At 38.6% G+C, this 14,457-nt stretch carries 10 protein-coding genes; 9 read left to right on the top strand and 1 reads right to left on the bottom strand.

Annotated elements, in window-relative coordinates; genetic code table 11:
• The first annotated feature begins 7 nt into the window (after positions 1 to 7).
• The 9 genes from AC4IFE_RS06115 (at position 8) to msrA (ending at position 13,506) form a co-directional block, all read left to right on the top strand.
• A complete protein-coding gene (locus tag AC4IFE_RS06115; RefSeq protein WP_490755638.1) occupies positions 8 to 1,030 on the top strand; it encodes a GDP-mannose 4,6-dehydratase in 1,023 nt (340 codons plus the stop codon).
• Positions 1,031 to 1,171: 141 nt separating this feature from the next.
• On the top strand, positions 1,172 to 1,393 hold the full coding sequence (locus tag AC4IFE_RS06110) for a DUF2795 domain-containing protein (protein WP_002662059.1): 222 nt from the start codon (positions 1,172 to 1,174) through the stop codon (positions 1,391 to 1,393).
• Positions 1,394 to 1,520: 127 nt separating this feature from the next.
• Positions 1,521 to 4,595 carry a preprotein translocase subunit SecA gene (gene secA, locus AC4IFE_RS06105; RefSeq protein WP_490755636.1) on the top strand — a complete coding sequence of 1,025 codons (3,075 nt, stop codon included), beginning with the start codon at positions 1,521 to 1,523 and terminating at the stop codon, positions 4,593 to 4,595.
• Positions 4,596 to 4,748: 153 nt separating this feature from the next.
• On the top strand, positions 4,749 to 6,914 hold the full coding sequence (locus AC4IFE_RS06100) for a TonB-dependent siderophore receptor (protein ID WP_490755635.1): 2,166 nt from the start codon (positions 4,749 to 4,751) through the stop codon (positions 6,912 to 6,914).
• 40 nt (positions 6,915 to 6,954) lie between these two features.
• The gene (locus tag AC4IFE_RS06095) at positions 6,955 to 8,151 is read left to right on the top strand and encodes a PepSY-associated TM helix domain-containing protein (RefSeq protein WP_490755634.1); all 1,197 of its coding nucleotides are present in this window, start codon (positions 6,955 to 6,957) and stop codon (positions 8,149 to 8,151) included.
• Positions 8,151 to 10,268, top strand: a complete 2,118-nt coding sequence (locus AC4IFE_RS06090) for a TonB-dependent receptor (protein ID WP_490755633.1) — start codon at positions 8,151 to 8,153, stop codon at positions 10,266 to 10,268. The genes AC4IFE_RS06095 and AC4IFE_RS06090 overlap by 1 nt, the downstream gene beginning before the upstream one ends.
• 49 nt (positions 10,269 to 10,317) lie before the next feature.
• A complete protein-coding gene (locus AC4IFE_RS06085) occupies positions 10,318 to 11,529 on the top strand; it encodes a PepSY-associated TM helix domain-containing protein (RefSeq protein WP_490755631.1) in 1,212 nt (403 codons plus the stop codon).
• A gap of 85 nt (positions 11,530 to 11,614) precedes the next feature.
• Positions 11,615 to 12,583 carry an ROK family protein gene (locus AC4IFE_RS06080; protein WP_490755629.1) on the top strand — a complete coding sequence of 323 codons (969 nt, stop codon included), beginning with the start codon at positions 11,615 to 11,617 and terminating at the stop codon, positions 12,581 to 12,583.
• A 347-nt stretch (positions 12,584 to 12,930) separates the two neighbouring features.
• On the top strand, positions 12,931 to 13,506 hold the full coding sequence (msrA, locus tag AC4IFE_RS06075; protein ID WP_490755627.1) for a peptide-methionine (S)-S-oxide reductase MsrA: 576 nt from the start codon (positions 12,931 to 12,933) through the stop codon (positions 13,504 to 13,506).
• Between the two features lie 50 nt (positions 13,507 to 13,556).
• Here msrA and AC4IFE_RS06070 read toward each other — a convergent pair whose 3' ends face one another.
• Positions 13,557 to 14,423, bottom strand: coding sequence for a hypothetical protein (locus tag AC4IFE_RS06070; protein ID WP_490755625.1), 867 nt, complete (start codon positions 14,421 to 14,423; stop codon positions 13,557 to 13,559).
• Positions 14,424 to 14,457: the final 34 nt, after the last annotated feature.

Genomic DNA, 14,457 nt, shown 5'->3' with positions numbered 1-14,457 from the left:
TCCACAAATGATTTATCTTGTAACTGGAGGAAGCGGCTTTATAGGTTCACATTTAATAGAACGATTATTAAAGAATGGACATTCTGTCATAAACGTTGACAATTTTGATGATTTCTATAATTATCAGACAAAAATTAAAAATACATTAGAGTCTATTGATAAAATTTCGGATTTTGAGTTTTCTGACAAAGAGACCGACATCAGACATTTGACGGCTATATCCCGGTCGGACAGGTATCAGATGTATTATCAGGATATCCGTGACAAAAAAGGGCTCGAAACTATTTTTAAAAATCACAAAATCGACCTTATTATTCATCTTGCAGCTCTTGCAGGTGTACGTCCTTCTATTGAAAGGCCACTGGAATATGAGGAAGTGAATATACGTGGAACGATGAATCTTTGGGAACTCTGCAAAGAATTCAATATCAAAAAATTTATATGTGCTTCTTCATCAAGTGTTTATGGCAACAATGAAAAGATTCCGTTTTCAGAAACAGATAATGTAGACCATCCTATCTCACCTTATGCAGCCACCAAAAAAAGCGGCGAAATTTTGGGACATGTTTACCATAATCTGTATCATATAGACATGATCCAGCTCAGGTTCTTTACCGTATACGGCCCCAGACAGAGGCCGGATCTTGCTATCCATAAATTTACAAAACTGATCTCGGAAGAACAGGCAATTCCGTTCTATGGTGATGGAAATACCGCAAGAGACTACACTTATATTGATGATATTATTGACGGAATCACGAAATCCATCCTTTATCTGGAAGCTAATTCCGGAGTTTATGAAATTATTAACCTTGGCGAAAGTGAGGTGGTCACTTTATCCGAAATGCTGCATACAATAGAAACCGCTCTGGGAATTTCTGCCATGAAGAAAAATCTGCCAATGCAGCCGGGAGATGTCCAGAAAACCTGTGCAGACATTACAAAAGCAAAGACATTAATTGGCTACAAACCAGACACAGACTTCCAAAATGGCATAAAAAAATTTGTGGAATGGTTTTTGAGAAAATGACATCATGTAAGTTGCTGACATAGCTGTAATGCAGTCTGTGAAGGCGAATGAACAAAAATTAATCAAAAAGAATTGAAAATCAAGTATAAAAAAGCGTATAATATAAGCTAATTTTATACTTTTGCAAAAAATCAGAAAATTATGTACTGGACATTAGAATTAGCCTCATACCTAAGTGACGCACCTTGGCCAATGACAAAAGCAGAACTTATTGACTATGCAATCAGAACTGGTGCACCAATGGAAGTAGTTGAAAACCTTCAGGCAATTGAAGACGAAGGAGAGATCTATGAATCTATCGAAGAGGTTTGGAGTGATTATCCTACCGACGAGGATTTCCTTTGGAACGAAGACGAATATTAATGAAAGCAATAAGCTTTGAGCGTCATGCTTAGAGCTTTTTTGCCCTTTTTTATATATAACATTCACACGATAAGCGTGTCAGTAAAACGCTTAAAGCATATTGCTTTAAGCATAAAGCAAAAAATTTATGAGTTTTTTAAACAAAGTTCTTAAAGGGTTTTTGGGAGACAAAAAAGCGCAGGACCTAAAAGAAGTAAAAAAAGTTGTAACAAAAATCAAAGCTGTAGAACCAGCCATTCAACAGTTAACTGATGACGGGCTGAGAGAAAAAACTGCTGAATTTAAAGAGAACATAAAATCTTCAACCAGCAAAATAACAGCGCAGATAGAACAGATAAAAGAGCAGGTAAAAAATTCAACTAATGTAGATGAAAAAGAAGCTCTTTTCTCAAAGATTGAATCTCTGAAGAAAGAATCTTACGAAATTGAAGAGAAAGTTCTTGCTCAGATCCTTCCTGAAGCTTTTGCCCTGGTAAAAGAAACAGCAAGAAGATGGGCTCAGAACGGAGGTATCCGTGTTAAAGCAACTGATTGGGACAGACAATTGGCTGCTGCGGGTAAAGATTTCGTAGAGATCCAGGGAGATACTGCAATCTGGAAAAGCTCATGGGACGCAGCCGGAACGCCTGTAGTTTGGGATATGGTCCATTATGATGTTCAGTTTATCGGAGGGGTTATTCTTCACAGCGGTAAAATTGCCGAAATGGCAACCGGTGAAGGTAAAACTTTGGTAGGAACATTGCCTATTTACTTAAATGCACTTCCTGAAAGAGGAGTTCACGTAGTAACCGTAAACGACTATCTTGCAAAAAGAGACTCCGCATGGATGGGTCCTCTTTATCAGTTCCACGGGATGTCGATCGACTGTATCGATAACCACCAGCCGAACTCAGACGGAAGAAGAAAAGCATACAATTCAGATATTACGTACGGAACGAATAACGAATTCGGATTCGATTATCTGAGAGATAACATGGTAACTTCACCTACAGAACTTGTACAGAGAGAACTCAATTTTGCAATTGTGGATGAGGTAGACTCCGTATTGGTTGATGATGCCAGAACACCTTTGATTATTTCTGGTCCGGTTCCTCAGGGAGACAGACAGGAATTTGATGTTCTTAAGCCTTCTATCGACAGGATTGTTGAAGTTCAGAAAAAAACAGTTTCCGCCATCTTTAATGAGGCGAAAAAATTAATCGCTGCAGGAAACACAAAAGAAGGAGGATTCAAATTGCTTCAGGCCTACAGAGGCCTTCCTAAAAACAGACAGTTAATCAAGTTCTTATCGGAAAGCGGAAACAGAGCATTGCTTCAGAAAACTGAGGCTCAGTATATGCAGGACAACAACCGTGATATGCCGATTGTAGATAAAGACCTTTACTTTGTAATAGAAGAAAAGAACAACCAGGTAGATCTTACGGATAAAGGTGTTGAATACATGTCTCAGGGAAATGAAGATAACAATTTCTTCGTTCTTCCGGATATTGGGACAGAAATCGCAGAAGTTGAGGCTAAAAATTTATCTAAAGAAGAAGAATTTGAAGCCAAAGAAAAACTTTTCTCTGAATTCGCCGAAAAATCTGAGCGTGTACACACGATGAGCCAGCTGTTAAAAGCCTATACATTATTTGAAAAAGATGATGAATATGTAGTTATTGACGGTGAAGTAAAGATCGTTGACGAACAGACAGGACGTATCATGGAGGGAAGACGTTATTCAGACGGTCTTCACCAGGCGATTGAAGCTAAAGAAAATGTAAAGATTGAAGCAGCCACACAGACCTTTGCAACGGTAACGCTTCAGAACTATTTCCGTATGTACAACAAACTTGCGGGGATGACAGGTACTGCTGAAACAGAGGCGGGAGAGCTTTGGGAGATCTACAAATTAGATGTTGTGGTAATTCCTACGAACCGTCCTATTTTAAGACATGACAGACAGGATTTAGTTTTCAAAACTAATCGTGAAAAATATAACGCTGTAATTGAGGAAATTGAAAAATTGACAGCAGCAAGAAGACCTGTACTTGTAGGTACCACTTCTGTTGAAATCTCTCAATTGCTTTCTAAGGCACTTCAGTTAAGAAAAATCCCTCACCAGGTACTGAATGCAAAGCTTCACAAAAAAGAAGCTGAGATCGTTGCCGGAGCAGGACAGCCGGGAGTTGTAACGATTGCAACGAACATGGCAGGTCGTGGTACGGATATCAAGCTTACCAAAGAAGTAAAAGAAGCTGGTGGTTTAGCTATTATCGGAACAGAAAGACACGACTCAAGACGTGTAGACAGACAGCTTAGAGGTAGAGCGGGACGTCAGGGAGATCCTGGAAGTTCTCAGTTCTATGTATCTCTTGAAGATAACCTGATGCGTTTATTCGGTTCTGAGAGAATTGCAAAAATGATGGACAGAATGGGTCACAAAGAAGGTGAAGTTATTCAGCATTCTATGATCAGCAAGTCTATTGAAAGAGCTCAGAAGAAAGTTGAAGAAAACAACTTCGGAATCAGAAAGAGACTCCTTGAATATGATGACGTAATGAACAAGCAGCGTGACGTGATCTATAAGAGAAGAAAGAATGCTCTGTTCGGGGATCACCTGAAATATGACATTACGAATATGATCTTCGATGTTTCCAATTCAATTGTTGCCAAAGGAAAAGCTACCGGAAACTATAAAGATTTCGAATTCGATATCATTAAGTTCTTTACCATGGAATCTCCTGTTTCTGAAAATGATTTCAAGAGCAAGCAGGTTGCAGAATTAACTGAACTTGTTTTCAAAGCAGCTCAGGAGGATTATAAAATGAAACTGAACTTACTGAAAGAGAAATCATTCCCTATCATTGAGAATGTATATCAGAATCAGGGCTCCATGTTCAAAATGATTCAGGTTCCTTTCACAGACGGACACAAGACAATGACAATTGTAGCTGATCTTAAAGAAGCTTACGAAACTCAGTGTGAAAGCCTTATCAATGATTTTGAAAAGAATATCACTTTATCGATCATCGATGAAAACTGGAAGCTTCACCTTCGTGAAATGGATGACCTGAGAAAATCTTCACAGGGTGCCGTTTACGAACAGAAAGACCCATTGGTAATCTACAAGCAGGAATCATTCCACCTATTCAGTGAAATGGTAGACAAAATGAACAAAGAAATTATTTCGTTCTTATACAAAGGAGAAATTCCGGCTTAAGAATTCAATAATAAAATTTTATAAAAACCCCGCTTCAGCAGTGCTGAAGCGGGGTTTTGCTATTCATCAACTAATAATTTATGACAAATATCAATTTTATTATTTATTTAGAACAATTAAAAACAATATATTTGCAGAAAATTAGACTTATTCATGAAAAATGTACTGATCTGTGCCTCACTGTTAGCTTCTATTCTGGTTTTTTCTCAGGAAAAGGATACGATTAAATCTAATGATATCGAGGAAGTTGTTGTCAATGGAAGATATTATCAAAAATATAAACTCAACGAAGTCTCCGGATCATTAAGACTGCAGACCCCTCTTATAGAATTGCCGCAGAATGTACAGTCAATAAGCGGACAGGTTCTGGCCGACCAGATCACATTAAATATGTCCGAAGGAATTGTCCGTAACGTAAGTGGTGCCAGAAAAGTAGAACACTGGGACAATGTTTATTCAAATGTTTTCATGAGAGGGGCAAGTATTGCAACTTATATGAACGGAATGAATGTTTCTTCAACATGGGGACCTATTAATCCGGATGCATCTATCATCGACAGAATAGAATTTGTAAAAGGACCTGCGGGCTTCATGGGATCTATGGGTGATCCTGCCGGTTTTTACAATGTAGTAACCAAAAAACCTACCGGAAAATTTGCCAACAGCGTGAGATTCACAACGGGAAGCTACAATCTTTTCAGAGGTGAAGCCGATCTTGACGGGGTTATTGTAAAAAACGGGGTTTTGGATTACCGTTTAAACTTAATGGGAAGTTCTAACAAATCCTGGTCAGAGAATGATAAAACAAGCAAAATAATCATCGCTCCGTCCCTTACCTTCAGACCAACAAAAACAACAACATTCACAGCTCAGTATAATTATCAATATTTAAAATTCAACCAGCCGGGAGCATACTTAATGTCTAACGACGGCTATGCTTCGTTGAATGTTCATACCAATTTTAATGATCCGAACTTCAAAAAAACAGAAGTGAAAGATCAGAGCTTATTCTTAAGCCTGGATCAGAAGTTATTCAAAGACTGGGTTTGGAGTACACAGTATGCCTATATGGATATGAATTATGATGGTGGCTCATGGTGGGGAACTTTTGATCCTGCTGATAAAAACATCTTTAACAGGACTTTAAGCAACTGGCAGGCTGTTGGAAAAAACCACATCTTCCAGACTTATTTAAGAGGAACTCTGAATACAGGAAATATTGTTCACAAAATTATTGCAGGATTTGACTACGGAGACAGAAAATATAATGCGGATTTCTCAGGATATGGACCTGGCGTTTACCCTATCAATATTCAAAATCCTCAATATGGAGTAGATCCTTCTATATTGCCTCCTGACAGCTTTTATACTTTAAATTCTTCTGCTCCTTTCTATAATGATCAGGGCGTAAAATACACCTCTTATTATGCACAGGATCAGATAGAAATGTTCAATAATAAACTACGCCTTACGTTAGCAGGAAGATACACAAGCGGAACTACTTTCGCAGGATATCCTTACTACTCGGAAGGAAATATAGTTCCTAAAGATAAAGCTGGCGAATTTACACCAAGAATAGGATTAAGTTATTCTTTCAGTGATGATTTCTCTGCATATGGAGTTTTTGATAAGACTTTTGTACCGCAGTCGGCCATTCAATACTCAGAAACGAACCCTAAAGGCGTCCCTCTTACCACACCTTTCAGAGGCCAGAACCTTGAAATCGGTATTAAAAAAGACTGGTTTGGCGGAAAATGGAATTCAACATTTGCCGTGTATGATATAAGAAGACAAAATATATTTACATCAGATCCTGCCCGTCCAGGGAGTGGTCTTTCAGTAGCTACCGGCGAGCAAAGAGCAAGAGGTTTTGAAACTGACATTAAAGGAGAAATTATCAAAGGATTAAATGTCGTTATTAATTATGCCTATACAGATGCAAAAACAATTAAAGACAGTGATGCTGCAAAAATAGGTCAGCAGTCTCCCGGAAATGCTAAAAATGTACAGAATACCTGGCTGAGCTATAGATTTGAACATGGAAATTTAAAAGGATTCGGTATTTCTGCAGGTTATCAATATCAGGGAGGAAGACAGTCCTGGTTTGGAACAACAGCAAAGTATGATCAAAGCCTTGAAGATTACTTTGACACCAACTTCGGGATTTCTTATGTAGCAAAAAAATTCGATGTCAATCTATTGCTGAATAACGTTCTGAACAGAAAGCTTTACAGCGGTTACAGATCAGATGACGGCTCATATGCATGGATTTACAATGCTCCGCGTAACTGGAGATTATCAATAGGATATAAATTTTAAATAATTAAAAGTTAGCCTCTTTGGAGGTTAACTTTTTTCTATGAAGAAAAAGCACCGCCATAAAAAGAAAGTTTCTTTTGCAAAGAAATGTTCTGCCAAACTGCATTTGTGGTTTGGTTTGTCCGTTGGTATCATTGTTTTCATTGTTTCGCTTACAGGGACTTTGTATGTTTTTAAAGATGAAATACAGAACAGTCTGCGGAAAGAAGCCATTTACGTACAGAAAACTACGCCAACTCCCCTTTCTATACATATTCTGAAAGAAAAAGTAAGCCTGGAGCTTAATGAAAAGTATCCGATGAATGCTGTGGAAATTTCTTTAGATAAGAATAAATCCTACCGTTTTTCTTATTACGAAAAGAATAAAAAAGGCTGGAATTATTTTGACGAGGTTAAGATCAATAAGCTGGTGTATGTAGATCAGTACAGTGGAAAAATTTTAGCTGTTTATAATGAAAAATATGACATTTTCCCAATTTTAAAAGCCATTCACTGGAGTTTATTATTAAAATCAGATTGGGGAAAATATATGGTAGGAATTCCTACCGTGCTCTTTATCTTCATGCTGATCACCGGGATTATTTTATGGTGGCCCAAGAACAAAAGAGCAAGAAAAGGACGCTTCTGGTTCAGCTGGGAAAACGTGAAGACCTGGAAACGCAGAAACTACGACCTTCATAATATATTAGGATTTTATGCTTCATTTTTAGCATTACTGATCAGCATTTCTGGAATTTACTTTGCCTATCCGTATGTAAAAAACACCTTCAATCTTACACTTTCGGGCTCTTTGGAACTGCCTAAAGAAAAAGAAATCAAATCTCCGGACTCTCTGATGATCAAAAACACGTCCGTTTTTGATCTTACCGCTCAGGAAGCCAGAAAGCTTTATCCTGCTTCTTCCAGTTTCAGAATTCCATTGAACGGAAAAAATAAAAAGGGAAAAGAACTCAGGAACATACCGGTTACCATCTACGGACAGGAAGGGCGGTACAGTGAAAGAAATACATTGGTTTTCGACAAATATTCAGGGAAACTTCTTGCCGATAAACCTCATCAGAAACTGAGCAATGCGGAAAAATACGCCAATGCCAATTATGATATCCATACAGGATCGTATTTTGGGCTGTTCGGAAAAATTCTATGGTTTATTACGGGGCTCATCTGCACCTCACTTCCTGTCACCGGCTTTTTAGTATGGTGGGGAAAACAAAAGAAACAAGGAAAGAAAATATAATGAAAAAAGCGCTTTTATCAGCCGCATGTCTAGGGTCGGCAACAGTTTTTGCACAGGTTAAAGACAGCCTGCAGACCAACACTGTGGATGAAGTTGTGATGACTGCTTCCAGGAAAAAAGAAAACATTAAAGAAATACCAAGCTCAGTAACGATTGTTGCAGAAAAGCAGATCCAGTCTCAGCTTACCGTCAATTCAGATATTACCAGTATTCTTCAGTATACAGTTCCCAGCTTAGGGACGAACTCCGGACAGACTTCCAACACGGGTCAGACCTTAAGAGGCCGTCAGGTTCTTGTCCTTATCGATGGGATCCCACAATCTACACCTCTAAGAAACGGAGCAAGAGACATCAGAAGCATCGATCCTTCTGTTATTGAAAGAATTGAAGTGATCAAAGGAGCCTCTTCTATCTACGGAAACGGCGCAGACGGCGGAATCATCAACTATATCACCAGAAGAAGCCAATCTGATAAAACTATTTCCGGGCTTACCCAGGTTGGTTTTACAGGCCAGACCTATGGGGGTACTTTAGGAGTAAGAGCCAGCCAGCTCCTATCCGGAAAGGTGAATAAATTTGATTATGTTTTCTCTCTTGCTTACGAAAGAACCGGCTATATGAAAGATGCCGACGGAGTAAACCTTACCCCTACCTACAGCACCGCAAAAATGGATAACTACAACGGAATGCTTAAAGTAGGTTACAATATCAATAATGACCAGAGAATTGAAGCTTCTTATATTGGGTATGCCTCAAGATCAAATCTCAACTTAGGTTTAAAAACCGGGAAATACGGAATAACCCCAACCATTGGAGAAGGCGTTGGAAAAAATCTTGAAACCACTCCTCAGGGAACACCAAGAAACCACAATTTCAGGATCAACTATGATAACCAGAATCTTTTCGGAGGAACCACTTCATTGAATTTCAATGCATACATGCAGGATTTCAGAACGGTATACGGATACAGCGATACCTTCTTCGGAGGAGGACAGTCCAATGTGATTTCCAAAAAATACGGTGCCCGGTTCAACTTTGATACAAAGCTTTGGAACGCACAAAATTCACAGGCCGAAGTGATGTACGGAATGGATATTCTTAATGACCAGACCGTTCAGAAGCTTGAAGACGGGCGCTACTGGACACCAGATATGGATATGACCAACCTGGCTCCTTTCGTATTGGTTAAAATTGATTTACTGAAAAAATTAACCATTAAAGGAGGTCTTCGCTATGAAAACATGAGTGTTAAAGTGGGAGATTTTAATACCCTTTCTTCCATTAAAAGTGACGGAACGTTTACAACAAGTATCTTCGTGACCGGTGGAAAACTAAAATATAATGCATTAGTGGCCAATTTAGGAGTACGCTATAATATCGAGCCCTTCGTTAACCTGTTTGGAAGCTTTTCACAGTCCTACTCTATCAACGAGCTGGGAAGAATTCTCAGAACATCTACCCAGGGTACCATTCAAAACCTTGAAACCAAACCGATCATCGTTAACAATTATGAATTGGGTGCCACAGGACAGATATCAAAATGGGTCAACTACGAAATCACCTCTTATGTAAGTACATCAAAATTGGGGGCTTCGTTTGTACAGAGCGCAGACCGGGCATTAACCATACAGAGATCCCCGGAAATTGTTTACGGTGTGGAAGGATTTCTGCATTTTACCCCTGCAAAATGGATCAATTTCGGGGGAAGCTACAGCTGGATGGAAGGAATTACTTCTATTAAAGACGATGGGGATTATTCTGCAAAAATCAACAACAGCCGTATTTCTGCACCCAAAGTGCTTGCTTATGTTCAGGCAAGACCCATACAGGCTTTATCTATCGGGTTTGATATGCTGCATGCCTTTGAGCAGGACAGATTTCAGCCTAATGCAAAAACCGGATTATTTGTGTACGGAGAAGGCTATGTTCCCGAATACACTGTTTTTAATTTTAAATCAAGCTACGAAATCAATACAAACTGGAGAGTTTCTTTAGGTATTGAAAACCTGTTCAACAAAATGTATCAGCCAGCTATTGCCTGGTGGTCCGCACGTGACAGCGAATTCGTGAATTCGCTGGGGAGAAGGGGTACCCTGATGTTTGAATATAAATTTTAATTAAACTAAATAAAAAGATAAACTTATCTTTGATACTTTGAACTGCGATATGAAAAGAAAACATCATCATAAGAAAAAACCGGGCTTTTTCAAAAAATGGTCAGCCAAGCTGCACCTTTGGTTTGGTCTGGGAATTGGCTTTCTTATCTTTATTATATCCATTACAGGAGCACTGTATGTTTTCAAAGATGAAATAGAAAACATCACCAGAAAGGACGTAATCTACCACAACGAGCAGAATATAGCACAAAAGCAGGTTCTCCCAATCAGAGTAATGGAAAGATCTGTTGCCGATCAGGTAAAAGAAAAATATCCTGTTCATTGGGTAAACGTTCCAATCGATAAAAAAATGTCGTACATATTTTATTGGTACGAACATAATACGGATGCCTGGAATTATTTTGATGAATTCCCGATTTACAAAGCAGCTTATGTGAATCCTTACACGGGAAAAGTTCTCAGAACATATGATGAAAAGAACGGCTTCTTCAATATTGTAAAAATGATCCACTGGAGCTTTTTACTGAAGCAGGACTGGGGAACCTATGTAGTGGGAATCCCCGTTATCATATTTGTCATTATGCTTATCACCGGAATTGTTCTCTGGTGGCCTAAAAATAAAGCAGCCAGAAAGCAGCGCTTTTCTTTTAAATGGAAGAACATCAAAAGCTGGAAAAGAAAAAACTATGACCTTCACAATGTACTGGGTTTCTATTCTTCCATTTTCGCCCTGATCTTCGCAATTACAGGACTGTTTTATGCCTTTTTTGTTGTACAGGCTATGATCTATATGATATTCTCCGGGGGAGAAACAAAATATCCGGATTTTTCCCACATTAAAACCAAAGCCCCGATAGAATTACGAACTGAAGGAACGCTCGACAAAGTCATCAATACTGTACAGCAGAAATATCCTGATGCATTCGGTTTTGCTATTGACCTTGGCCATGAACATATGGATGATCATGAACATCCTAATTTTGAAGTATATGTAAAGCACCTTTCTTACTCTTATCATAAAAGCAGCAGCCTGATCTTTGACGAAAACTCAGGAGAGCTTCTTCATACCCACGATCCTGAGGACAAAAACTTCGGAGAAAAAACAGTAGCCGCCAACTATGATATTCATGTAGGGGCCATTTTAGGACTTCCCACAAAGATCATTGCATTTATTGTCAGCCTTCTATGTGCTTCTTTGCCTGTCACCGGATTTATGATCTGGTGGGGAAGAAGAAAAAAGAAACCGGCAAAAGCGGCTTAAAAGTTTTTCAAATAAAAGTTTGTTAATAATTCATTAATACAATCTTTTTTATAATTTTAACCCTTTAGAATTTATAAAACAGGAAATGTCATTAATAGATTTATCAAAACAAGTTGCTCTAGGAATTGATATCGGCGGAACGAATACAAAGTTCGGAGTAGTAAACCATCGCGGTGAAGTTCTGGAAAAAGGAAGTCTGAGAACTGATGAATACGAAAAAGTAGAAGACTTTATCGATGCTTTGTATGAGCAGGTTCAGCCCCTGATCGAGAAATACGGTACAGAAAAAAACTTTGACGGAATTGGAGTAGGCGCTCCTAACGCCAACTATTATAAAGGAACCATCGAACAGGCTCCCAACTTACCGTGGAAGGGACTGATCCCTTTCAGTGAGCTGATGAAAGCCAAATTCAGCCTGCCATGCACCATTACCAATGATGCTAATGCAGCAGCCCTTGGGGAAATGCTTTTCGGAGCAGCCCGCGGCATGAAGGATTTCATTATGATCACCCTGGGAACAGGAGTGGGCAGCGGAATCATTTCCAATGGAAGCCTGATTTACGGACATGACGGCTTTGCAGGAGAGCTTGGCCACACCATTGTAAAACCCGGCGGAAGAAAACACTGGAGTACAGGATCTGAAGGAAGTCTGGAAGCTTATGCATCAGCTACCGGAATTGCCATCACGGCCAAAAAGATGAGAGCTGAGTTTCCTGAATCTATGCTGAGCCAGTATCCTGAAGAATCTATCAACTCAAAAACGGTACATGAATGTGCTTTAAAAGGTGACCCCATCTCTATTGAGGTTTTCAGATATACGGGACAGAAACTGGGTGAAGCCTTGGCGAATTTCGTTATGTTTTCTTCACCGGAAGCCATTCTTTTATTCGGCGGCGTGATCAAGGCGGGTGATTTTATTTTGAAGCCTGCAAAACTTCATATGGAAAGAAACCTTCTTCCGATCTTCAGAAATAAGGTGAAACTGGTTTTCAGTGAACTTGATGAAGCAGATGCTGCCATTCTTGGAGCAAGTGCCTTGGTTTGGGAAAAATAGCTGAAACAACATTAAAAATAACAGAAGCATCCTTTTCGGGATGCTTTTTTGTTTTGGAAATATCTTTTATCATAAAATCATTTCCCACAGATCATACAGATAACACTGAGATTGTGTTTTATTTTTTTTTTTATATTCTTTAATAAAAATGTAGCTATTTAGCTTATTATCTGTATCATCCGTGAAATCTGTGGGACAAAACCAACTTCTTCCTAATTATATTATACTCTCATCCGAAGTTTAAAAAATCCTAATCAATTCTGCTTTAAATCATCAGATTTCCCTCATAAAATGAAAAAGTTTTTCTTACTTTTGATTGGTTTTTTAGTCATTTCAAAGAAAAACCAATGAACCAAAAAACAACTACAATGGACAACAATAATTTAGAACAGATCACTTTCGGCGGCGGATGCTTTTGGTGTGTCGAAAGCTGCTTCAATATGCTTAAAGGAGTACAGTCTGCCATATCAGGCTATTCGGGCGGCCACAAAGACAATCCGACCTATGAAGAAGTATGTACAGGAGAAACAGGGCATGCGGAAGTGGTACAGATCACTTTTGACCCAAAAATCATTTCTTATGCACAGCTGATGGATGTATTCTTCTTCCTGCATGATCCTACCCAACTGAACAGACAGGGTAATGATATCGGAACACAATACCGTTCCGTTATTTACTATAAGGATGAAACAGAAAAAGCTAAAGCTGAGGAAGCCCTTAAAAAATCCGAAGAATCAGGTAAATGGCCAGGAAAATACGTAACAGAAATAACTCAGTTCGAAAAGTTCTGGCCTGCTGAACAGTATCACCAGGGCTATTATAATGAAAACCCAACGCAGCCATACTGCAGCACAGTAGTAGGCCCAAAAATCCAGAAGTTTAAAAAACATTTCGGAGAATTGGGAATGCTGAATGAGGCTTAAAAATATAAAGCGAATATCTATTTGATGTTCGCTTTTTTTTGTGTGAAAATTTATTCTTCTGTTTCTATAGAATCTTTTTGTTTCCCGGCGTATTTATAAATAATAAGAGACGTTGACTTTCGCAATTCTCTTCCGTTATCTGGATCTATCCCGTCATCTGTAAAAAACTCAACTTCATTATAATATTTTGAATACCACGTTCTGCCAAGAGCATTCTGTTCGGTCAGAGTATCTTTTCTTGTAATCTTTTTAAAATGTTGGAACAGGTGCTCGTTCATGGCTACAATATCAAGTCCCGGCCTAATATAACTGCTGTCAGTCGCAACATATCTTTCGCCATTCCAGTACATATATTTTTTTTCACCAGCAGGCCCCCCCCCTGATATCAAGCCTAAGGTAAAAGGTCCGTCATTTATTTTCTTGTTATTAGAAAATACAACATTTCCTGTGACAAGGAATAAGAGCAGCGCAATCTCCATAATACCCAAGCCATTCTGTTTTACAAATTCCGGCACACTGAAATTTTGCGTAGTTTCTACTGTATTTGTTAGGCTGATGACAATACCAGAATTTACCCCTGGGATAACTTCTTCATCATCAACACTTATTTTCACCGTAGTTGATTTTGCTTCATCATTCTTTTTGACAAAGGTTCTGGAAAAATCTGTGAAGTCTGTATAACCTAAGTATTCACTGAGCTTATTCAGAATTTTTATGTCTTTTATATTGGGTTCTGTATTATCCCGTAAACAAGCATCATAGTACCTAACGAAGGTCTTTTCGTTAATTATAAACTTTAGCTTTTTCTCAAAATGGTCAACAAGTTCTTTACACCAACCATTCTTAGTGCTTTCAGCAGGGAAATCTTTTCTTGCCCTCTCAAATACCTCATGAATTAGTAGTTTTTTCTTGGACATATATAGTTTTTTCTGTCTTTACAAAATAGGCGAT

It is taken from the genome of Chryseobacterium sp. UF-81 (assembly GCF_058245105.1).
This window is presented reverse-complemented; position numbering and strand designations above follow the sequence as displayed.